31 protein-coding genes are annotated in these 17,287 nt (G+C 67.6%); 19 read left to right on the top strand and 12 right to left on the bottom strand.

Annotated elements, in window-relative coordinates:
- Positions 1–19: 19 nt before the first annotated feature.
- The 7 genes from AC1DMQ_RS13125 to AC1DMQ_RS13095 form a co-directional block, all read right to left on the bottom strand.
- The gene (locus AC1DMQ_RS13125) at positions 20–274 is read right to left on the bottom strand and encodes a hypothetical protein (RefSeq protein WP_477034003.1); all 255 of its coding nucleotides are present in this window, start codon (positions 272–274) and stop codon (positions 20–22) included.
- A 115-nt stretch (positions 275–389) separates the two neighbouring features.
- Positions 390–578, bottom strand: coding sequence for a hypothetical protein (locus AC1DMQ_RS13120; RefSeq protein ID WP_477034002.1), 189 nt, complete (start codon positions 576–578; stop codon positions 390–392).
- On the bottom strand, positions 575–1,090 hold the full coding sequence (locus tag AC1DMQ_RS13115) for a hypothetical protein (RefSeq protein ID WP_477034001.1): 516 nt from the start codon (positions 1,088–1,090) through the stop codon (positions 575–577). Before AC1DMQ_RS13115 ends, AC1DMQ_RS13120 begins: the two co-directional genes overlap by 4 nt.
- Before the next feature lie 94 nt (positions 1,091–1,184).
- A complete protein-coding gene (locus AC1DMQ_RS13110) occupies positions 1,185–1,499 on the bottom strand; it encodes a hypothetical protein (RefSeq protein ID WP_477034000.1) in 315 nt (104 codons plus the stop codon).
- Positions 1,496–1,777 carry a hypothetical protein gene (locus AC1DMQ_RS13105; protein WP_477033999.1) on the bottom strand — a complete coding sequence of 94 codons (282 nt, stop codon included), beginning with the start codon at positions 1,775–1,777 and terminating at the stop codon, positions 1,496–1,498. The genes AC1DMQ_RS13110 and AC1DMQ_RS13105 overlap by 4 nt, the downstream gene beginning before the upstream one ends.
- Positions 1,777–2,049, bottom strand: coding sequence for a nucleoid-associated protein GapR (gapR, locus tag AC1DMQ_RS13100; protein WP_477033998.1), 273 nt, complete (start codon positions 2,047–2,049; stop codon positions 1,777–1,779). Before gapR ends, AC1DMQ_RS13105 begins: the two co-directional genes overlap by 1 nt.
- A gap of 237 nt (positions 2,050–2,286) precedes the next feature.
- A complete protein-coding gene (locus AC1DMQ_RS13095; RefSeq protein ID WP_477033997.1) occupies positions 2,287–2,622 on the bottom strand; it encodes a hypothetical protein in 336 nt (111 codons plus the stop codon).
- 97 nt (positions 2,623–2,719) lie between these two features.
- Between AC1DMQ_RS13095 and AC1DMQ_RS13090 the strand changes: the two genes are divergently transcribed.
- Positions 2,720–2,983: a helix-turn-helix transcriptional regulator gene (locus AC1DMQ_RS13090; protein WP_477033996.1), complete on the top strand. Its 264-nt coding sequence runs from the start codon at positions 2,720–2,722 to the stop codon at positions 2,981–2,983.
- 20 nt (positions 2,984–3,003) lie between these two features.
- Here the strand turns inward: AC1DMQ_RS13090 and AC1DMQ_RS13085 are convergent, their stop codons facing one another.
- Positions 3,004–3,219: a hypothetical protein gene (locus AC1DMQ_RS13085; RefSeq protein WP_477033995.1), complete on the bottom strand. Its 216-nt coding sequence runs from the start codon at positions 3,217–3,219 to the stop codon at positions 3,004–3,006.
- A 266-nt stretch (positions 3,220–3,485) separates the two neighbouring features.
- On the opposite strand from AC1DMQ_RS13085, the gene AC1DMQ_RS13080 reads away from it, so the two are divergent.
- From AC1DMQ_RS13080 to AC1DMQ_RS13045, 8 genes are all read left to right on the top strand, one after another.
- Positions 3,486–3,758, top strand: coding sequence for a hypothetical protein (locus AC1DMQ_RS13080; protein ID WP_477033994.1), 273 nt, complete (start codon positions 3,486–3,488; stop codon positions 3,756–3,758).
- Between the two features lie 652 nt (positions 3,759–4,410).
- A complete protein-coding gene (locus AC1DMQ_RS13075) occupies positions 4,411–4,692 on the top strand; it encodes a hypothetical protein (protein ID WP_477033993.1) in 282 nt (93 codons plus the stop codon).
- On the top strand, positions 4,689–5,441 hold the full coding sequence (locus AC1DMQ_RS13070; protein WP_477033992.1) for a helix-turn-helix domain-containing protein: 753 nt from the start codon (positions 4,689–4,691) through the stop codon (positions 5,439–5,441). The genes AC1DMQ_RS13075 and AC1DMQ_RS13070 overlap by 4 nt, the downstream gene beginning before the upstream one ends.
- 447 nt (positions 5,442–5,888) lie before the next feature.
- Positions 5,889–6,215: a helix-turn-helix domain-containing protein gene (locus AC1DMQ_RS13065; RefSeq protein WP_477033991.1), complete on the top strand. Its 327-nt coding sequence runs from the start codon at positions 5,889–5,891 to the stop codon at positions 6,213–6,215.
- A 66-nt stretch (positions 6,216–6,281) separates the two neighbouring features.
- Positions 6,282–6,812 carry a hypothetical protein gene (locus AC1DMQ_RS13060; RefSeq protein WP_477033990.1) on the top strand — a complete coding sequence of 177 codons (531 nt, stop codon included), beginning with the start codon at positions 6,282–6,284 and terminating at the stop codon, positions 6,810–6,812.
- A 121-nt stretch (positions 6,813–6,933) separates the two neighbouring features.
- Positions 6,934–7,098: a hypothetical protein gene (locus AC1DMQ_RS13055; RefSeq protein ID WP_477033989.1), complete on the top strand. Its 165-nt coding sequence runs from the start codon at positions 6,934–6,936 to the stop codon at positions 7,096–7,098.
- A gap of 8 nt (positions 7,099–7,106) precedes the next feature.
- A complete protein-coding gene (locus AC1DMQ_RS13050) occupies positions 7,107–7,286 on the top strand; it encodes a hypothetical protein (RefSeq protein ID WP_477033988.1) in 180 nt (59 codons plus the stop codon).
- 213 nt (positions 7,287–7,499) lie between these two features.
- The gene (locus tag AC1DMQ_RS13045; protein ID WP_477033987.1) at positions 7,500–8,054 is read left to right on the top strand and encodes a hypothetical protein; all 555 of its coding nucleotides are present in this window, start codon (positions 7,500–7,502) and stop codon (positions 8,052–8,054) included.
- On the opposite strand, the gene AC1DMQ_RS13040 is transcribed toward AC1DMQ_RS13045, so the two are convergent.
- A complete protein-coding gene (locus tag AC1DMQ_RS13040; RefSeq protein WP_477033986.1) occupies positions 8,051–8,341 on the bottom strand; it encodes a hypothetical protein in 291 nt (96 codons plus the stop codon). The two genes, AC1DMQ_RS13045 and AC1DMQ_RS13040, sit on opposite strands and share 4 nt — an antisense overlap.
- A 176-nt stretch (positions 8,342–8,517) precedes the next feature.
- On the opposite strand from AC1DMQ_RS13040, the gene AC1DMQ_RS13035 reads away from it, so the two are divergent.
- Positions 8,518–8,712 (top strand): hypothetical protein, encoded by a 195-nt coding sequence (locus AC1DMQ_RS13035; protein WP_477033985.1) that lies wholly within the window; start codon positions 8,518–8,520, stop codon positions 8,710–8,712.
- Here AC1DMQ_RS13035 and AC1DMQ_RS13030 read toward each other — a convergent pair.
- Positions 8,709–8,933: a hypothetical protein gene (locus AC1DMQ_RS13030; protein WP_477033984.1), complete on the bottom strand. Its 225-nt coding sequence runs from the start codon at positions 8,931–8,933 to the stop codon at positions 8,709–8,711. The genes AC1DMQ_RS13035 and AC1DMQ_RS13030 overlap by 4 nt on opposite strands.
- 23 nt (positions 8,934–8,956) lie before the next feature.
- Here AC1DMQ_RS13030 and AC1DMQ_RS13025 point away from each other — a divergent pair, with 23 nt between their 5' ends.
- Genes AC1DMQ_RS13025 through AC1DMQ_RS13010 form a run of 4 tightly spaced genes read left to right on the top strand, consistent with a single transcriptional unit; the run spans position 8,957 to position 11,091 of the window.
- The gene (locus tag AC1DMQ_RS13025; RefSeq protein WP_477033983.1) at positions 8,957–10,009 is read left to right on the top strand and encodes a site-specific integrase; all 1,053 of its coding nucleotides are present in this window, start codon (positions 8,957–8,959) and stop codon (positions 10,007–10,009) included.
- Positions 10,006–10,236 (top strand): hypothetical protein, encoded by a 231-nt coding sequence (locus AC1DMQ_RS13020; RefSeq protein ID WP_477033982.1) that lies wholly within the window; start codon positions 10,006–10,008, stop codon positions 10,234–10,236. The genes AC1DMQ_RS13025 and AC1DMQ_RS13020 overlap by 4 nt, the downstream gene beginning before the upstream one ends.
- Entirely contained in the window at positions 10,233–10,436 is a 204-nt protein-coding gene (locus tag AC1DMQ_RS13015; protein ID WP_477033981.1) for a hypothetical protein, read from the top strand. The genes AC1DMQ_RS13020 and AC1DMQ_RS13015 overlap by 4 nt, the downstream gene beginning before the upstream one ends.
- Entirely contained in the window at positions 10,423–11,091 is a 669-nt protein-coding gene (locus AC1DMQ_RS13010) for a DUF3164 family protein (protein ID WP_477033980.1), read from the top strand. The genes AC1DMQ_RS13015 and AC1DMQ_RS13010 overlap by 14 nt, the downstream gene beginning before the upstream one ends.
- Here the strand turns inward: AC1DMQ_RS13010 and AC1DMQ_RS13005 are convergent.
- Positions 11,088–11,504 carry a hypothetical protein gene (locus AC1DMQ_RS13005; RefSeq protein WP_477033979.1) on the bottom strand — a complete coding sequence of 139 codons (417 nt, stop codon included), beginning with the start codon at positions 11,502–11,504 and terminating at the stop codon, positions 11,088–11,090. The two genes, AC1DMQ_RS13010 and AC1DMQ_RS13005, sit on opposite strands and share 4 nt — an antisense overlap.
- Positions 11,505–11,647: 143 nt before the next feature.
- On the opposite strand from AC1DMQ_RS13005, the gene AC1DMQ_RS13000 reads away from it, so the two are divergent.
- Complete coding sequence (locus AC1DMQ_RS13000; RefSeq protein WP_477033978.1) at positions 11,648–12,445, top strand: DNA adenine methylase; 798 nt, start codon at positions 11,648–11,650, stop codon at positions 12,443–12,445.
- Here AC1DMQ_RS13000 and AC1DMQ_RS12995 read toward each other — a convergent pair.
- Positions 12,442–12,723: a hypothetical protein gene (locus AC1DMQ_RS12995; RefSeq protein WP_477033977.1), complete on the bottom strand. Its 282-nt coding sequence runs from the start codon at positions 12,721–12,723 to the stop codon at positions 12,442–12,444. The two genes, AC1DMQ_RS13000 and AC1DMQ_RS12995, sit on opposite strands and share 4 nt — an antisense overlap.
- Before the next feature lie 200 nt (positions 12,724–12,923).
- Here AC1DMQ_RS12995 and AC1DMQ_RS12990 point away from each other — a divergent pair, with 200 nt between their 5' ends.
- The 4 genes from AC1DMQ_RS12990 to AC1DMQ_RS12975 all read left to right on the top strand — a co-directional run bounded on the left by AC1DMQ_RS12990 (position 12,924) and on the right by AC1DMQ_RS12975 (position 17,281).
- Positions 12,924–13,124, top strand: a complete 201-nt coding sequence (locus AC1DMQ_RS12990) for a Com family DNA-binding transcriptional regulator (protein WP_477033976.1) — start codon at positions 12,924–12,926, stop codon at positions 13,122–13,124.
- Entirely contained in the window at positions 13,087–14,013 is a 927-nt protein-coding gene (locus tag AC1DMQ_RS12985; protein WP_477033975.1) for a DNA cytosine methyltransferase, read from the top strand. The genes AC1DMQ_RS12990 and AC1DMQ_RS12985 overlap by 38 nt, the downstream gene beginning before the upstream one ends.
- 588 nt (positions 14,014–14,601) lie before the next feature.
- The gene (locus tag AC1DMQ_RS12980; RefSeq protein WP_477033974.1) at positions 14,602–15,213 is read left to right on the top strand and encodes a hypothetical protein; all 612 of its coding nucleotides are present in this window, start codon (positions 14,602–14,604) and stop codon (positions 15,211–15,213) included.
- A complete protein-coding gene (locus tag AC1DMQ_RS12975) occupies positions 15,149–17,281 on the top strand; it encodes a phage terminase large subunit family protein (protein ID WP_477033973.1) in 2,133 nt (710 codons plus the stop codon). Before AC1DMQ_RS12980 ends, AC1DMQ_RS12975 begins: the two co-directional genes overlap by 65 nt.
- Positions 17,282–17,287: the final 6 nt, after the last annotated feature.

The raw sequence follows: 17,287 nt of genomic DNA, 5'->3' as shown, positions 1-17,287 counted from the left end.
TGGTGGAGGGTGCTGAGCATCAGCCCGCTCTCTCGTTGATCGCGCGCCACCGGATGGCGGCGCAGGACGCTGCGGTGTTGACCCGCATGCGGGGATTGGCGCCGACGGCCGCTTCGACCTCGGCGCCCAGGACGGCAAGGCGCAGCAGCTCGGTCACCAGGGCGGCGGAGTCGCCGTTGAGCCGCATGGTGCTCTGCAAGCCCCGACTGGTCGTCAGCTCCAGACGCCGCTCGGCGTGGGTGAGCACCATGCTGTCCAGATCGTGGGGTTTCATCGGAAGACCCCCAGGAAATGGGCCCAGATTCCTGCGATGATCAGCACCCACGCCACGCCGCCGATCAGCAACTTGACGCAGGTCGGCACGGCGCCGGGAATGTCGGTGCGCCGGCTCATCGCAGCAGGGACGTGATCAGCAGGGCCGCGTGCTCCTCGAGCCACGGCGCGGCAGCGAAAAAGGCGAGGGCGGCCACGGCCAGGAGGATGTCGCGGGCATGGCGGGCGAGGGTCCGCCAGATGCGCCGGGATGAGCGCCGCGCGAGGCGCGCGCCAGGCGGGGGCTGGAAGGGCGCGGGGTTCATGCGGCCTCCGAGGTGGCGACTACCGCCGGCGCGACAGCCCGGCCGGCGGGGGTGAGGTCGTGCAGCGCCGGGATCGCGTGCTGCTCGTTGATGCGACGGACAAGGCCGCCCTGACGCATCTCCCAGAGCAGGGCTTCCAGGTTCTTGATCTCCGGCGCTCTAGCCTTGATGGCAGCGCTGGTGTGGAGGCCTTCCGCCAGCAGGGTCAGGACCCGGTACTTCTTGGTGCCGGGCTTGGGCACGGCGCCGACACGTTGTTCAGTCCGCTCAGCGCCCACCGGTCGCCCCTTGACCGGGTGAAGGGGCTGGGTCAGGTGCGCGAGGTCGAGGCCCTCCTCGTCGGCGGCCGCCCGGGCCTCCTCGGGATCCAGGTCGGCCAGGAGAGCCCAAGCGAAGCGACGCAGCTCGGGCGTGGAGACCTTGAACTCTTCCATGTAGCGACCGTCGTTCGGATGGATCTTCAGGATCCAGGCGTCGGCGCTACGGCGGCTGTGACGAAGGACGGCGGTCAAAGGGGGCCTCCGGTCAGGACGGCGGCCGCGACGATCACCAGCCAGCAAGCGCCGGCAACCGAAGCGAGCGACAGAGCGAAATGGGCGACGCGGCTCATGGCTTGCTCCGGGCCCAGACATCGAGGGCGAAGAACAGGCCGGGTCCGCCGCCGGCGAACTCGACGGTGGTGAACAGGCGGCCATGGCGCCAGAAGGTCTGGGCCAGGGGCAGGGGGCGCTCCCCCCGCAGCATCCGCGTCTCGGCCCAGGCGGCGATCGTCGAGGACGTGGGCAGGGCGAGCACCAGCTCGATCGGCAACGGCCAGCTGGTGGCGTCCAGGGCCGAACGGCCGAACTTCTCCACCGCCTGCAGGTGCGGCGAGCCGGTGACCTGGACGTACTGGTCGGGCTTGGGGAGCGGCGCGTTCATTGCGCCGCCTCGACGCCGGCGTCGGTGAGCCAGTAGCGAAAGCAGCCGTCGCCGGCGACGCGGGCCCGGACAAGGCCCTGGGCCATGCAGGAGCGCAGTGCGCTGGAGCTGGCGCCGTCGATGGCGCGGCAGGCACGGGCGGTCTCGCGGGTCAGCGCGCCGAGGCGCGCCATGGCGCGAAGGAGTTTACGGTGCGGATGCAAGGTGGCGGGGTCGCGCGCCAGCCAGGCGGCGAAGCGATGCGCCAGCTCGAGATCGACGGGATCCGGCTCGGTCATCAGATTTCACCGATGGCCGACAGGTAGAGGTCGAGGATCGCGTCCTCTTCCTGGCGCTTGGCGCGGTCGGTCTTGCGGAGGCGAACGACCTTCCTCAGGATCTTGACGTCGAAGCCGTTGCCCTTGGCCTCGAGGTAGACGTCCTTGATCTGCTCGGAGATCTCGGCCTTCTCGACCTCGAGCCGCTCCACGCGGTCGATGATGCTTTTCAGCTGGCTCTGCGCCGTCTGGTTGAGAACATCGGCGTGGGCAGTCCCGGATCCGTCGGCCACGGCAGACTCCTGGTGAGAGGATGTCCACCGGGCCTGCCGATGAGAGGGTCATCTCCGCATCTCGGGGGGAATGCGGTACGCGCTGACCCGGTGGACAGCGCAAGGTTTGGGGAAATCAAACTTCCTGTCAAGCGGCCAGTTTGAAAATTCCGAACCTTTTTGCCGCAGGTCCTCCCAGGACGGGCGTGAAGAGGCTCTCGTCGGTCCGGATGATTCTCGCCGCGGCCTGGCTAGAGCCTAGCCGTGGGTGCCCGTGCGCCGCGACGGAGCTATCGGGCCGGGCTTGGGCAGGAAGCGATCAGAGGCGCTGTTGTCGGCCACGATGGCCTCGGCGGTGGCGACCAGGCGCCGGACCGCCATGGCCTTCTCCGGGGGCATCAGCAGCTCGTAAGGCTCGATGCCCAGCCATTCGGCGACCTGGCGGATGTCATCCCGCTTATAGGACTGTTTGCCGTGGTACATGAAGTTGGCCCGGGCCTTGTCCCAGCCCAGCTCGTTGACAAGCGACGCCTGGATCTTGCCGGCCTCGCTCAGCCACTCCTTCAGGTACCAGTCGCCGGTCGTGTGGGTCATCCACAGATGATGCGCCTCGGCCGTTGCTGCGTCGGGAGGGGAAAACCAAACCCCGGCCCTTGACTCGAAGTTTGAAATATCCAAACCATGCCTTCTCATGGAACTGGCCGCCTTTCGAGAGTCGCAAGGACTGACGCAACACGCGTTCGCGCAGGAGCTCGGACTCCGGTCGAAGGGCTACCTGAGCGCCATCGAGCGCGGCCGAGAGACCTGCGGCCTGCGTTTGGCCCTGAAGATCGAAGCGCGATCGGCCGGAAAGGTCCCGGCGCTCTCGTTGGTCGAGCCTGATGACGCCGCCCTGCTGAAGGGCTTCGCCGATCGGCTCGCCGGTCGAGCCGCCAAGCCGGCGAGCACGCAATGACCGCCCGCCGCGCGCCCGATCTAGGCCGCCTGGGTGGGCGTTCGGCCGAGCGCCCTTTCGAGCAGGGCGATCCTGAAGCGCAACACCAGGTCCTCGCTTGGATCCCGCCGTTCGGTCCGACCAGCTTCGATTTGTTGGAGCCGCAGCCGCGTGATCTGAAGAGATCGATCAAGTTCGCCGGGTGCGAGCTGATCGATGATCTTTCCAAATTCGGCCACGATGCTGTTGAGGGCCATGAGTTCGTGGGTAATCGCGTCTTGTTCAGCATTCCCGCTGCTCGACGCCGCGCCTGTACAGTCCAAAACTCTACTCCCCGAGAACCACTGCTCTCTCGGATGAGCCCCACCGCCAAGCTTGGCAACAGTCTGCCAACCTTCGGTTGCGCGTCAAACTCCTTCAGATTGAATCCCCCTTGCCGCCGCGTGACGAGCATCCGTGTCGGCCAGGCACCGGCCGGCCCCTGCGTCACACGGGCCGGCCGGATCGCCACTGGGCGGGCGGCATGAGCACCTTCGCGCCCGGCCGGAGGGTCACGTGGTTCAGCGCCGCCCAGCGTCGCGAGGCCGAGCGCATGATCGCCGAGGCCCTGGAGTCCGACCGGGCGGTCCAGCGCGAGTTCATCCGCGAGCAGATCCTGCAAGAGCTGCGCACCGGCAAGCTGGCCGAGGAACTGCGTCGTGAACGAGCGAAGGCCTCCACGCCCGACCGTATGGCGTTGGCGCAGGCCTGCTTCGAGGCCCAGCTCGGCGGTCAAGCGCCCGCGGCAGGGACATAGCGCATGGGGCGGAAACGCTACGCGCTGAGCCCCGTCCCGACGCCCGATCATCTTCGTTCTGAACTGTTCCCGATTCGTGCTCAAGCGCACGGACCGCTCTCGCGCCGCCCGTCCGACCGGCGGTTGCCGAACCTTCGCCGCCGCCTCTTGGCGCGCCTGGCCCTGGACCGTGAGCGACAGGGCCGCACGATCCCAAATCACATCCGCGGGGGGCGCACGCCCGACGCCGCCGTCGCCCAGGTCGCCTGACCTGAGTGGCGGGGCGGCGTCGCCCTTCGCTTCATCCCCATAGATTCCGTCAACGGTCCTTCCGTTCACGCGCCGCTCCTGAGGCAGCGCGCGAGAAGCCTATTGCCGGTCGCACAGCGCCCAGCCGCGCCACACCTGTGGAAGCGGACGAGCCCCTTTGCGCCCGAAGCACGGCTTTCCGCGCGTCGTTTTCGAGAGCGTCACTGTGCGCGTGGACGGGGGGAGTCGTCTGCCGGACTCTTTTGACGAGAGTCCACCTGTGCACGCCATGAGCAATGCGCAGCACGCTCAGCTCGCCCGCGACTTGATCCGGGCCTGCGGAGGTGCGCGAAAGGCAGCGGCCCTGTGCCGCCTAGAACGTTCCCGGCTCTATGAGTTCGAGGATGAGACCGGCGACGCCTACATGCCGGCCGACATCATCGCCGACCTGGAGGAGTACTGCGGCGATCCGATCTACAGCCGGGGCCTGGTCGAGAACCGACCGTCGGCCGTCGAGCCCGGCCGGCTGGTCGACGAGACGTCGTCCCTGACCGAGATCTCCGCCAGCCTCCAGGCCTATGCCCGCTCAGCCGTGGCGGACGACGTGGTCACCCGTGTCGAGAAGCGCCAGCTGCTGGCCCTGCTCGCCAAGATCAAGGACCAGATCCGATCGGCCGAGGCCGCGATCGAGCGGGGGCGGCCATGACCGACGCCGTCGTGGAGATCGACCTTCGGCCGCATCGCGACCAGGTCAAGGCCAAGCGCCGCGAGCCCGCCCACCGCCGCACAGGTTCGCCTGTTCGGCGCGGGAGCGTGCCTGAAGGCGGGGAACGCCCCGTACCGGTCACCTGGACCCAGCGGCGCCTGCGCCTGGACGCGTTCGACAAGCTCGCCGTCGAGCGGCGCCGCGCCCAGCAGCGTTGGGGCGCCAAGGCCAAGGACGGCGACAAGGACAGCTGGATGTTCTCGCGCCATGATCGCGAGATCCTCGGCCAGCTGCTCGCCTTCGCCGCCAAGATGCGCGGCCAGGTCTATCCGACGCTGGCCCACATCGCCGAGCTCGTCGGCTGCACGGTGCGATCCGTCGTCGAGGGGCTCAAGCGCCTGAAGAAGGCCGGGTTCCTGACCTGGGACCGGCGCTATGTCGAGACGGGCAAGAAGGGGCTGCGCGGGCCCCAGGTCGAGCAGACCAGCAACTTCTACTACATGGCCTTGCCCAACGCGGCCGCGGCGCTGATCGACAAGTGGCGGGGCAAGCGCGCGCCCAGGGAGGACGAGGCCGCCGAGGCCGATCGCCGGGCCCGCGCCGACTTCACCGAGCGTTGCCGAAAGGCGGAGCTGGAAGATCGATGGAAGGGCAGGGGCGGCGACCCCCCCTCCGTCCTGAAGGCCCTCGCAAAAGCGCCGGCCGTCCAGGCTGGGGCCGCCGGCCAGGCGGCCACGGACTCGTCATAACGTGATTTCCCCCGGGGTCGAGAATCCCGGACTGGCGTCTATACAGAAGAAGGGAAAAGGCGTCGGCCTGCCGGCCGACAACATTATTCAGACCCGCAACAGAACCCCGACACGGAGCCAAGAACCGCAGGCGCTGCACTCAGCCGCCCGGGCCGAGCCCCCGTGTCCTCAGCGCGACCGCCTTCGGCGCGCGCTTCGTCCCGGCGGGGGCCGGCATGGCCTTCCTGACAGGCCGGGGCGTCAGGTCCGGACGCACCCCGGCGGCGGAACCACCGGATGGCTCTTCGGGGAAGAGCACTCGATTGTCGCCTGCGCGAACCTGGGGTTCGCCCCGGGTTCGCCAAGCGCCCAGGGCGCGGCTCACCAGGTCGTCGATCGCCTGCCGGCGACGTATCGCTGTCAGCGATATTGTCTTGCGCGCGGGCCGGCGGCGGGCAACATATCGCCATGAGCGATATTTCAGACGACCAGATCGTGATCACCCGGGCCGAGTACGACGAGCTGCTGGCCTATCGCGCGGCGGACCCTCGGCGCCGGCCTGACCAGGTGGCGGCGATGATCGCGGGCGGTGACAGCCCGCTGCGCGCGTGGCGCCGCTATCGCGGCATGACGCAGGTCAAGCTGGCCGCCGCCGGCGCGATCGGCCAGGGCTACCTCTCCGAGCTCGAGGACGGCAAGAAGTCGGCGTCGCGCGAGACGCTGCACTTCCTAGCCCTGGCGCTCGAGGTCGCGCCGGCCGCGCTCCTGCCCGGCCTGCCGGCCCGGCTGCGCTAGGCTTCACCGGAAATTGCGACATTCCACCGCATGGCTTAGGTTGAGCGATGTTCTAGGGGTGTTCTCATGGCGTCTGTGGCTGAGCGGAAACGAAATCGGAAGGCCAACGCCCGGGCCTCCGCCTCCGCCCGGCCCGCGTCCGACCTCGAGCCCCGGCGCCTAATCAAAACCGGTTCCTATGTTCGCCGGCAGACCGGGCTGCAGAGCCTGGGCAGCAAGGGCAAGATCAATCGCCGGCAGGCCGCCCGCGGCGAGGCCTATGGCCGACTCTACCGCGTGTCGACGATCTCGAACGGCGTGGCCATCCCTTCGGCGCTCGGCGACCTGGACCGGGTGCGGGGCACGGGCGGCGCGCTGATGCTGAACGACTATTCGGCGATCATCGTCGAGGCGCGCGAGCTCTTGGCGGCCGCGCGGGGCGCCCTGGGCTTCCACACGGGCTTGATCCTGGCCTGCGACCTGGTCTGCGGGCGGGGCCTGACGCCGCAGGAGATCACCGAGGTGCGCCGCGAGGCCGAGGAAATCGAGACGTCGCTGAGGATCGCCCTGGACCTCCTGGACGACCACTTCGGCGACGTCGCCAGCTGGTGGACTTGAAAGTTGGACCAGAAAGTGGTTCACATTGCTTCAGATGCCGAGCTGCGCCACCCGCAGCATCATCGGTTCCCCGATCGCCCCGCGCCCACCGGCCGGGGCTTTCGCATTTCTGGACATCGTCATGACGCCCAATGTGCTGCAGAAGCTGCGCGCGATCGCGGCTGACTGTGACGTGCGCGACCGGCAGACGGTCGCTGAATTCACACCTCGCCCGTGGCCGGCCGGCGCCCCGCTCCAGCCGGGTCCGGTCTCGCCGCCGACGCGGCCGCAGAGCCGGGCCGGCTGATCCAGCGCGTGACGCCGGTCGCCGACCTGATCGCCGCCAAGCGCGCCCTGGGCGTGCCGTGCGGCGTCTGCGAGCTCGAAAACTGCGCCGAGCTGCTCGAGCACCGTCGCCGCGGCGACGATGAATTCGAGCGCCTGCGCTGCTCGCTCGACGATGTGACCTTCCGTCGGATCTGGATCGCCGGCTGAGGATGGGCGCCATGCCCATCCAAGCGGGCGCCATACCCACTTCGCCGACCAAGTCGGCCTTCATCTGACTCAGGATGAGTCACCCACCATCCGCAGCGGCGGCGATATCGGGCCAGTGATGCAGCGCGGTCATCGCGTGCTGTCCGGCAGCGTTCGCGAAACCGCCTAAGCCGCCTGACGCACGGCCTGCGGACCCCCACCCGGAGCACGCCCATGACGGACGCCGCATCGATCTGCCCGCAACAGCGCGGGGCCGTCCTGCCGTTCCAGGTCTCGCATGTCGCGACCTGGCGCGTCGACGATCGCGACGGGCACGGCAAGGAGACGTGCTCCTACTGCGGCAGCCTGCACCCCGACGCGTTCATGGCCGCGGCCGAGGCCGGCCTGCAGCTGACCCCGACCGACAAGAGCTACAAGGTCTATGTCGACCTGCCGCGTGGTGATGTCGGCCAGCCGGTCGTCAGCGGCATGGGCGCCGTCCGCAGCGGCGGCGGCTGGGTCACCGCGTCCGAGGAGCACCGCGCGCTGATCGAGCGTACCTGGATGAAGGAAAGCGCCGACCGCGCCATCGCCAACGGCGAGGCCATCCTGATCAGCGCCCAGACGGCGACGAACACCGAGAAGTTCTACTTCGAGCATCTGAGCGAAGATCAGAAGCAACGTTTCGTGGAGCTGTTGAACGCGGGAACGCTGAAGCTCGCAGCGCCGGGCTATTTCTACGCCGCGCCGTTCTTCATCAGGTTCGGGCCCAAGTCGGACGCCGCCTAACCTCTGGGCGGCGGCGGTGGCGGTGGCCGCTGCAGGGTCTTTCGAGCTTCGCGGGTGCCGGGCTCCGTCGCCGGCGCGCTGATCACCGGGTCGCGGACCGCTTCGAACGTCAACGCTCTGTCGAGGCCTCGGTGGACCGTGAAGTACACCGGAACCTCGTCGAGCTGGCGCTGTTCGTCGAGCTCGATCGTGGCCGACCCGCCGGCGCGCCGGAGCAGGGTGTAGATGATCCGCACCAGGTCGTCCTGGTCCAGACCCTCCAGGTAGTCGCTGTCCTTGCTGAGCATGGTCGATCTCCAGGCGCCGGGGCTATGCATATTTATGCATTTCCATGCATAAATCGCGGCGTCGGTGGGTGAGCGGTTTAAACCCTCTGGCGCGCACAGTCCCTTGGAGCCGCGCGTGGCCGAGAAGGGGGACCGGGGGTTCGACTCCCTCCCGACCCACCGAAGCGAGACGGTCAATGCCGGAGAACGTCGGACTGCATTGGTGTGTTCACGCGGATGGCAAGGTGACGCTCACCTTGTTGGACGTGTTGCATTCGCTGTCGGTCACCGTGGACATCTCCGACGCGCGCCGAATGTCGAGTGCTTTCGCCGCCGCTCTGGACGATCCCGACATCACCTTCGGGTTGCTAACCTCTCCCCGATCGCCCTAGTCAAGGTCGTGCCGCCGAGCGTAGTCCCTTAGGTGCGCCTCGTCCGTGAAGGTCTGCGTTACGGTCGTGGCGCGGGTGTCCGGCACGTCGATTACGTCAAAGCCGCCGCCCACGAGCGGGATCCTCTCCTCCCTGCTGGTCGGTTCGAGCCAGGTCACCTCGGCCTTCAGGCCGTCTAGGTCCCAACCAATCGCTGTAATGCTCTTCAGGTAGCGCGGCATCGGGCCTCCCATAGGCGGGCGCCGTGTTCGCCAACGAGCCGCCGTCCAGCGTCCAAGAATTACACTTCTCGGACCCTGAGAAACACAGGATTCGCATGCCAGATAACGCGATCGCGACGGTCGCGGCGTCTGGCTGCGTCAAGTTCGCCAGCCTTGCCGAACCCCTTCGCGACTTCGCCCAGGCGGCGACGTCGCCGAGCACCCGGCGCGCGTACGAGAGCGCTCTGCGGGAATGGCGAGCCTGGTGCGCCAGCGTCGACGTTTGCCCGCTCCCGGCGGATCCGGCCCACGTCGCCCTGTATCTGACCGCTCGCGCGCCCAAGCTCGCGACGTCGACGCTGGCGAAGCACCTGGCCGCCATTCGGTGGAGTCACACAGAATCGGGAGAGGTCGCACCGGAGCATCCGGATCTCGACCGCGTCTGGGCCGGAATTCGCCGAACACTGGGGCGGCCGCCGCGCAAGAAGCGCGCGCTGCAGACCGACGATCTGAAGAAGGTGCTCAAACGCCTGCCGCCTGGCGCCGCCGGCGTTCGCGATCGGGCGCTGATCCTGGCGGGTTTCGCCGGCGCATTGCGGCGTGGCGAGCTGGCGGCGCTGGCGATCGGCACGGCCGGCGTCGACGAGCACCTGGTGGTCTTCGTGAGCGACGGCATGGAAATTCACCTGGGCCGCGCCAAGGGCGACCAGGAAGGGAAGGGCGCCGTCGTGGCGATCCCGTTCGGCAAATCCGTGTGTCCGGTGGCCGCGCTGCAGGCGTGGCTGGAGACCGCGAACATCCGCACCGGCCGCATCTGGCGGCACATTGACAAGCACGGGAACATCGCCGGCGCCGCGATCGGCGAGAAGGCGATGGTTCGCATCGTCAAGCGCGCCGTCGAACGCGCCGGCTTCAGCGCTTCTCAGTTCGCGGGCCACAGCCTTCGCCGCGGCCTGATCACCAGCGCCGCACGCGGCGGCGCGGCGGGAGACGTCCTCATGCGGCATGCCCGACACAAGAACGTCCAGACCACCATGGGCTACATCGAGGAGGCCGAGCGCTTCCGCAAGAACGCCGCCGGCAGGGCGGGCCTGTGAAGCCGGTCGGCGACGCCGACCTGGCGGAGCTTCTCGCCCTCGAGGAGGCCGCGAACGACGACCAACTGGCCCGCATGTGCGCTCTTGGCTTCGATCGGCGCGAGCTCCGGGCCCAGGACTCCGAATTCAACCCGATCGTCGGGCCGCTGAACCTGCTCCATTGGATGGGTCTCCCATCCACCTGGTGCTTTCGCCTTCAGCTGCTGCTCGTGAGGATCTTCCGGTGAGCGTCCAGGACGAAGCGGCCGAAGCCGACGCCCTGGCCGACGAAGTCAACAAGCTGGCCATGCTGTTCGGCAAGCCTGAGCGGTTCCACGAGATCAAGAACGACGTCGCCGTACGGCTTCGGAAGATGGCCAAGCGCCTGCGGGGCGATGGGCCCCGGAAAGACCTGACGACCTGGAGGGCGCCGAATGTCCGACGCTGAGACCACCAAGCTGCAGAAGCCGGTTGTGCTTCCGCCGGGCGTCGAGATCGTCAACGGCCTCGAGTACATGCGCAACGCCAAAGGCGGCCTGGATCCGATCTCGATGGTCAAGGACAAGGCCAAGCTGGAGGACCAGCTGGTGCGCGACTTGATGGCCAAGGCCGAGGCGGCCGCCGCCGTGCTCGCCCAGCTGAAGGTTGATATGTTCTCGGCGGTCGACGCCTTCAACGACCTGGTCTGGGAGAAGTACGAGCAGAAGCCGCGCGGCGAGAAGGGTAACCAGACCCTGGCGACCTACGACGGCAGGATGCGGATCCTCGTCCAGGTCGCCGACCAGATCGCCTTTGGTGAGGAGCTGAAGGTCGCCAAGGACCTGGTCATGGAGTGCGTGCACGACTGGGCCAGCACCAGCCGGGCCGAGTTGGTCGCAATCGTCGAGAACGCATTCCGCGTCGACAAGGCGGGCCAGATCAACCGCGGCGCCCTGTTGTCGCTGCTGGCGCTGAACATCGCCGACGAGAAGTGGCTGCGCGGCATGGACGCCATCCGCGACAGCATCCGGGTCGTCGGAACCAAGCGCTACGTCCGCCTGGCCAAGAGGGTCAAGTCTGAGGACGAGTGGCAGAACGTGCGCCTGGATCTGGCGACCGCTTAGTTGAACTCAGGAAGCCCTATCCACATGGCTTTGCAGTGTGGGCAGGCCATGTTCCTCGCTGGCATCGTCCTGGCTAGTTGAAGGTAGCGTCCGTCAACTTCCTCGCAGCGCGAGCAGAACGGCAGCCCCTGAGGTCCCCCGGTCTCAATGTTCTTGCGATACTTCATCCCTTTGACCTCGACCAGCTCCTCTCTGAATGCGAACTGTTTTGCCAAGCGGGCGATCTCTTCATCCTTCTTTCGAAGCTCTTCACGTGCATCGAGCAGCGCGTTCTTCGCGTCCGCTACCGCAACAAGCGCGTCGGCCATCTGAGCTTTGAACTTGGCATCGTCGAATGCTTTATCGACCTCGACCACGGTCTTCATGACGCTCGCGACTTGCCCGAGGGCAACTAGTCCGCTGGCGATGTCCATTTGATCTCCCCGTTAATGCGACGGGGGCCAGGGCGCTGTCACGCCCTGAGCCGCGAGGCTCGCACCTCGCACGTCCAGGGGTGCACGCCCCTTCCGCCCCGCCACCGGTCCGACCGGCGGGGCCATCCGAAGTTGAGTCCCACATGGAGTCGAGCCCCTTGAGGCCGGTCGCGCCCGTGCGCCCGGTCGCCCCTTACATCGGCGGCAAACGCAATCTGTCCCGCCGTCTGACTGCCCTGATCGAAACGATCCCCCACCGGACCTACGCCGAGGTGTTCGTCGGCATGGGCGGTGTCTTCCTGCGCCGCGCGGCCAGGCCCCAGGCCGAGGTCATCAACGACTGGAGCCGCGACGTCTCCAACTTCTACCGGATCCTGCAGGTGCACTTCGTGGCCTTCCTGGACATGCTCCGATTCCAGATCACCACCCGGGCCGAATTCGAGCGTCTGGTCGCCGTCGATCCCGAGACGCTGACCGACCTGCAGCGAGCGGCCCGGTTCCTCTACCTGCAGCGAGCGGCCTTCGGCGGGAAGGTCGCAGGACGCAATTTCGGGGTTAGCCGCCATCGCCCAGGGCGGATCGACGTGACCCGCCTGCAGGGCGAGCTCGAGCAGCTGCACGAGCGCATGGCGGGGGTCACGATCGAGCGGCTTCGCTGGCGGGCCTTCGTCGAGCGCTACGACACCCCGGAGACCCTCTTCTACCTCGACCCGCCGTACTACGGCTGCGAGGGCGACTACGGGCCCGACATGTTCAGCCGGGACGAGTTCATCGAGATGGCGGAGGTCCTGGCTGGCCTGAAGGGCCGGTTCATCCTGTCGATCAATGATCGGCCCGAGGTCCGCGAGCTCTTCGCCGCCTTCGAAATGGAGGGCGCCGACGTGACCTACACGGTCAGCGGCGGCGCCACAGCGGCCAAGGAGCTGATCATCACGGGCTAGGGCAGGCGCCGTGGGGGCCGGATGGGCCGGGCGCCGGAGGCCTCCTCGATGGCGTCCTCCCGTTCTCGTCTCACGGTCTCGATGACCTCCTTGACGACATGCGTCAGGTGCATCGGAGCGGCGCCGTCGAGTTCGGACCAGGTGCAGAGGCGGTTGAGCTCCTCGTCTCCGCTTCTGGCCATGACATCGACGCCTTCGATGGTCAGGAGCAGGACGATCGGGAAGGGCGCCTTGGTCGCTTCGGCGGCCGCCTGGGCGAAGTCTTGGAGCTGGGACATGGGTGAGGCCTCCATGCGGGGCACCTTGCCAGATTCCCTGACCTTCCACATCGAGATACCCCCGCCGCATTGTTGGCGGGGGCCAGGGCGTTCGCATCGCCCTGAGCCGCGGGAGTGGAGCCCGCACATTGGGGCGCTAGCAGCCCCTCTGATCCCGCCACCGGTCCGACCGGCGGGGGATCTCCACGTTGAGTCCATCCATGGAGTCTATCCGTTGCAACCCCTGCGGGGCGTTGCTGTTCAAGGCCGATCGGCGGGCCCTCTCGGGGTCGATCGAGATCAAATGCCGGCGCTGCGGCGCCACCAACAATCCGAGGCCTCTGAGCCCTAACGCCGGCACGCCGGCAGAAGGGAGCACGCCTTGTGGCTCTACGTTCCGAATTCGTCCCCGAGCCCGATGATTTCCGGGGGCTCTCGCTCTGCGCCGGCTACGCGGGCCTCGACCTCGGCGTCCATATCGCCGAGCCCAACTATCGAACTGTTTGTTTCGTCGAGCGGGAAAGCCACGCTGCGGCCACTCTCGTGGCACGGATGGCGGACCAAGCCCTGGGTCAAGCGCCTGTCTGGAGTGACCTTAGAGCCTTCGACGGCCGCCCTTGGCGTGGACGCGTTCATCTCATCGCTGCCGGCTATCCCTGCCAGCCGTTCAGCCTGGCCGGCCGGCGGCGAGGATCCGACGACCCCCGCCACCTCTGGCCTGCCATCGCTCGGATCATCGACCAGGTCCGACCCGAGTGGGTCTTCCTCGAGAATGTCGAAGGCCACGTCGATCTGGGACTGGCCGACGTCGTCGGAGACCTTGGCGGCCTGGGCTTCACGTCAAAGGTCGGCATCTTCACGGCGCGAGAAGCGGGCGCTAGCCATCGGCGTCGCCGGCTCTTCGTCCTGGCCCACGCCAACGGCCAGGGACAGCGGCTATCAGACCGACCTGATGGTCCAGGGGAGCTCCATCAAGCTGGTAGCGCCGGCGGACATCGATCCGGACAGCGGGGGGCAGTTCCCGGTCTCTTGGTCAGCCCGGGTGTGGACCATGCTCTTCCTGGTCCTGCAGGCGATGGGGATCCCGCTGTCTGCGGCCAGGCCGAGCTCTTCGCTCCCGGTCCGGGTGAGCTTCAAAGGTGGGAACGGCTACTTGCTGTCCGCCCTGAGGCCCAACCCGCTGTTCTACGAACTGCTTATGGGATGGCCGACGTCCTGGACCGAACCCGGGGCGTCGGTAATGGAGTTTGCAGCATGGCTGCAGCGCTCGCGTGGGCAACTCTCAAGGCTGCTCACGGCCTTCGAGCCTGAGGGGTAGGGCGGCTAGTTACTGGCCATCCGCTGATCTAGCGTGCGCCCACGATCCCGAGCGAACGGGGTGGGTTGATGGTCAAGGCGCGATAGTCGAAGGCCGGACTGCCCCTAGTAGGCCAGCAGCGTGGCGGTTCGCTGTCAGCTGGCGCAGGCTGTTACTGCGCCAGAGGGTGAAGAGCCCGCAGCCGGTGGGAACCCGGCACCCGCCATTGGAGGCATGCGATGTTCGATGGCAAACCATGGCCTGGGACGGAGTGGCTTTCGCAGGGCAGGGTGGCGCCCCTCTATCCCGACGAGCCGATCGTCTTGGGCGTAGACCTGGCCGAGGACCGCATCGAGTTCGACATCGCCGGGTGGGGCAAGGGGGCGATTGTCGCCGAAGGCCTGGCACCCCGGCCGAACCGCAGGGCTCGACGGGCCGCCGCGAGCCGGGCCCGGCGCCCGACCTGACACTCCTTCGGTGCAGGTCGGAAGGGTGCAGGCGCACGGGTCCTTCCCCGGCCCGGTGCAATACGGACGGGCAGAGCCGTTTGTGAATCCCAGCTATGAATCGCGAAAGTCGGTTGTCGGTTGACGGAGGTTGTCGTGGGCCTCGTATCGGTCGCCGAATTCGCCGAGCTGCATGGCGTCAGCAAACAGGCCGTCGGGAAGTGGAAAGCCAAGGGCTACTTGGCTTTGCGCGAGGGAAAGATCGACACCGAGCGCAGCGATCGCGTGCTCGAGCATGCGGGCCTGGGCCGCTTCAAGGACGCAGCGCCGGTTGTCGATCGACAACCGACAACCGACAACCAGCCTGATCCCGGCGACAACCTGGTTGTCGCGCCCAGGGCGGCGATCGAGATCGATGACGAGGCCGCGCTCGAGGACTTCATCGAGAACCTGCTGGCCGGGAAGTACGCGTCGATCGTGGTGGCGGCCACGGTCAAGGAAAACGCCCTGGCGGCGCGACGCCTTCTCGAGATGCGGCGGATGTCCGGCCAGCTGGTCGAGCTCGAGACCGCCGAGAAAGAGTTTTTCAAGCAAGCCCGGACGATGCGCGACATCTGGATGGCGTTTCCGACCCGCGTGGGCCCGCTGCTCGCCGCGGATCTAGGCGTGGAGCCGGACATGGTCGTGGAGGCCCTCACGGCGCATGTCCACCAGCAGATCGTCGAGTTCGGCGAAACGGAACCCAGCTTCGACGACGACAGCGATTGACCGCCTAGGACGCGCCTGGAGGCGCGGCTGGACGCCTCCGCCGCGCATCAGCATCCCCGAATGGGCGGATGAGTACCGCAAGCACGCCAAGGAGGCGGGCAACAGCTCGGGCAAATGGTCGACGTCGCGGGTGGAGATCGCCCGGGGCGTGCTTCTGGCCCCCACCGAACCGGGCGTCCACATCATCACCGCCCAGGTGGCCACCCAGCTGCTGAAGACGGCCACGATCGAGAACATCGTCGGTTACCACGTCCACCTCGATCCCTGCCCGATGTTGCTGGTGCAGCCGAAGGAGGACGCGGCCGAGCAGTTCTCCAAGGAACGGATCACCCCGTTTATCCGCGCCACGCCGGTCCTGAGGGACCTGATCGGCACGGGAAAGACCCGCTCGTCCGACGAGACGCTGCTCTACAAGGCGTTCCCCGGAGGCTTTCTAGCTCTGGCCGGGGCCGGCAGCCCGGACAACCTGGCCCGCCGGCCGGTCCGCATCGTCCTCTACGACGAGGTCGACAAATACCCGATCACCCGCGAGGGCGACGGTATCGCCATCGGCGACGAGCGGATGGCCACCGCCGTCAACTGGCTGTCGGTGCGGGTCTGCTCGCCGACGATCGCCGACGAGAGCCGGATCGAGGCCAGCTACCTCGAATCCGATCAGCGCCGGGCCTCGGTGGAGTGCCCGCACTGCGCGCACCGTCAGTTCCTGGATTTCTTCAAGCACGTCCGATGGGAGAAGACGCCGGAAGGCGAGCACCTGCCCAAGACGGCCAAGGTCTACTGCGAGGCCTGCGACAAGGCCTGGGAGGAAGGACAACGCCTCAGGGCCCTGGCGACCATCCGCTGGCACCAGACGCGACCCTTCACCTGCTGCGGCGAACGACAGGAGCCCTTGGCGGCCTACCAGGCCGCCTGGGCCCAGGACGGCCTGGCCGAACCGGTCGGTGAGGTATGGGATTGGTGGTCTTCCAACCGCTTCGCGGTCTACCGGGCCAAGTGTCGCTGCTGCGGGACCTGGGCGGTCGACAACGAACACGCCGGCTTCCAGGCCGGAAAGCTCTATTCGCCGTGGCCCAAGGACGCGCCGCGCAACCAGGCCAAGAAGTGGCTGGCGGCCAAGAACGACGAGGACCTGAAGAAGGTCTGGTGGAACACCCAGCAGGGCGAGACCTACAAGTACGTCAGCGGGAAGAACATCGACGTCGACAAACTGGCGTCCCGGCGCGAGGTGTGGCCCGACCCGGTCCCCGATGGCGTGGGCCTGATCACCGTCGGCATCGACGTCCAGGACTATCGCGTCGAGCTCGAGGTCGTGGGGTGGGGCAGGGACGAGGAGTCCTGGTCGCTCGACTACCAGGTCGTTCCCGGCGCCTTCGACGATCCGGTCGTGCAGTCCGCCGTCGACGGCCACCTCAAGGAAATCTGGCGCCTGGCCGGCGGCCGAGGCCTCGAGGTCGCTGCCACCTGCATCGACTCGGGCGGTCACCACACCGAAGCGGTCTACCAGTTCTCGAAGGCCCGCCTTGGCCGCCGGGTCTGGGCCGTGAAGGGCGCCAGCGAGAAGAACGGCCAGCGCCAGCCGGTCTGGCCGACCAAGATCCCGACCCGGAAGACCAAGAAGAGCTTCCGACCGACCATCATCGGCACGAACGCGGCCAAGGACGTGGTCCGCGACCGCCTGATCAAGACCGATCCGGGCGCCGGCTACATGCATTTCCCGGCCGATCGGGACCTGGACTGGTTCCACCAGCTGCTGGCCGAGAAAATCGTCGTCAAGGTGGCCAGCGGCCACAAATACCGCACCTGGGAGCCGATCAAGGGCCGCGCCAACGAGGCCCTGGACTGCCGCGTGTACGCCTATGCCGCGCTCTGCGGCCTGCGCCACATGGGCCTGCAGCTGAACAAGCGGGTCGAGCAGGCCGCCAGCGACCAAAAACCGCGCGCCGCGCCTTCCGAAGCCCTTCCGGCGCCCGCCGACACCCTCAAGCCCGCCCGATCGCCGCCGCCGGCGTCCACGCCGCGCAAGGCCAGGACGCTGAGCGACCGTCTGGGCGCGCTGAACCAAGACTAGGAGACG

This window comes from Caulobacter sp. 05L422 (assembly GCF_056397765.1).
This window is presented reverse-complemented; position numbering and strand designations above follow the sequence as displayed.

Excerpts from the sequence above, each read along its gene's own strand:
- AC1DMQ_RS13125 (WP_477034003.1), bottom strand. The coding sequence starts at position 274 with ATGAAACCCCACGATCTGGACAGCATGGTGCTCACCCACGCCGAGCGG.
- AC1DMQ_RS13120 (WP_477034002.1), bottom strand. The coding sequence starts at position 578 with ATGAACCCCGCGCCCTTCCAGCCCCCGCCTGGCGCGCGCCTCGCGCGG.
- AC1DMQ_RS13110 (WP_477034000.1), bottom strand. The coding sequence starts at position 1,499 with ATGAACGCGCCGCTCCCCAAGCCCGACCAGTACGTCCAGGTCACCGGC.
- AC1DMQ_RS13105 (WP_477033999.1), bottom strand. The coding sequence starts at position 1,777 with ATGACCGAGCCGGATCCCGTCGATCTCGAGCTGGCGCATCGCTTCGCC.
- AC1DMQ_RS13095 (WP_477033997.1), bottom strand. The coding sequence starts at position 2,622 with ATGACCCACACGACCGGCGACTGGTACCTGAAGGAGTGGCTGAGCGAG.
- AC1DMQ_RS13090 (WP_477033996.1), top strand. The coding sequence starts at position 2,720 with ATGGAACTGGCCGCCTTTCGAGAGTCGCAAGGACTGACGCAACACGCG.
- AC1DMQ_RS13085 (WP_477033995.1), bottom strand. The coding sequence starts at position 3,219 with ATGGCCCTCAACAGCATCGTGGCCGAATTTGGAAAGATCATCGATCAG.
- AC1DMQ_RS13080 (WP_477033994.1), top strand. The coding sequence starts at position 3,486 with ATGAGCACCTTCGCGCCCGGCCGGAGGGTCACGTGGTTCAGCGCCGCC.
- AC1DMQ_RS13075 (WP_477033993.1), top strand. The coding sequence starts at position 4,411 with ATGCCGGCCGACATCATCGCCGACCTGGAGGAGTACTGCGGCGATCCG.
- AC1DMQ_RS13070 (WP_477033992.1), top strand. The coding sequence starts at position 4,689 with ATGACCGACGCCGTCGTGGAGATCGACCTTCGGCCGCATCGCGACCAG.
- AC1DMQ_RS13065 (WP_477033991.1), top strand. The coding sequence starts at position 5,889 with ATGAGCGATATTTCAGACGACCAGATCGTGATCACCCGGGCCGAGTAC.
- AC1DMQ_RS13060 (WP_477033990.1), top strand. The coding sequence starts at position 6,282 with ATGGCGTCTGTGGCTGAGCGGAAACGAAATCGGAAGGCCAACGCCCGG.
- AC1DMQ_RS13055 (WP_477033989.1), top strand. The coding sequence starts at position 6,934 with ATGACGCCCAATGTGCTGCAGAAGCTGCGCGCGATCGCGGCTGACTGT.
- AC1DMQ_RS13045 (WP_477033987.1), top strand. The coding sequence starts at position 7,500 with ATGACGGACGCCGCATCGATCTGCCCGCAACAGCGCGGGGCCGTCCTG.
- AC1DMQ_RS13040 (WP_477033986.1), bottom strand. The coding sequence starts at position 8,341 with ATGCTCAGCAAGGACAGCGACTACCTGGAGGGTCTGGACCAGGACGAC.
- AC1DMQ_RS13035 (WP_477033985.1), top strand. The coding sequence starts at position 8,518 with ATGCCGGAGAACGTCGGACTGCATTGGTGTGTTCACGCGGATGGCAAG.
- AC1DMQ_RS13030 (WP_477033984.1), bottom strand. The coding sequence starts at position 8,933 with ATGCCGCGCTACCTGAAGAGCATTACAGCGATTGGTTGGGACCTAGAC.
- AC1DMQ_RS13010 (WP_477033980.1), top strand. The coding sequence starts at position 10,423 with ATGTCCGACGCTGAGACCACCAAGCTGCAGAAGCCGGTTGTGCTTCCG.
- AC1DMQ_RS13005 (WP_477033979.1), bottom strand. The coding sequence starts at position 11,504 with ATGGACATCGCCAGCGGACTAGTTGCCCTCGGGCAAGTCGCGAGCGTC.
- AC1DMQ_RS13000 (WP_477033978.1), top strand. The coding sequence starts at position 11,648 with ATGGAGTCGAGCCCCTTGAGGCCGGTCGCGCCCGTGCGCCCGGTCGCC.
- AC1DMQ_RS12995 (WP_477033977.1), bottom strand. The coding sequence starts at position 12,723 with ATGTCCCAGCTCCAAGACTTCGCCCAGGCGGCCGCCGAAGCGACCAAG.
- AC1DMQ_RS12990 (WP_477033976.1), top strand. The coding sequence starts at position 12,924 with ATGGAGTCTATCCGTTGCAACCCCTGCGGGGCGTTGCTGTTCAAGGCC.
- AC1DMQ_RS12975 (WP_477033973.1), top strand. The coding sequence starts at position 15,149 with ATGTCCACCAGCAGATCGTCGAGTTCGGCGAAACGGAACCCAGCTTCG.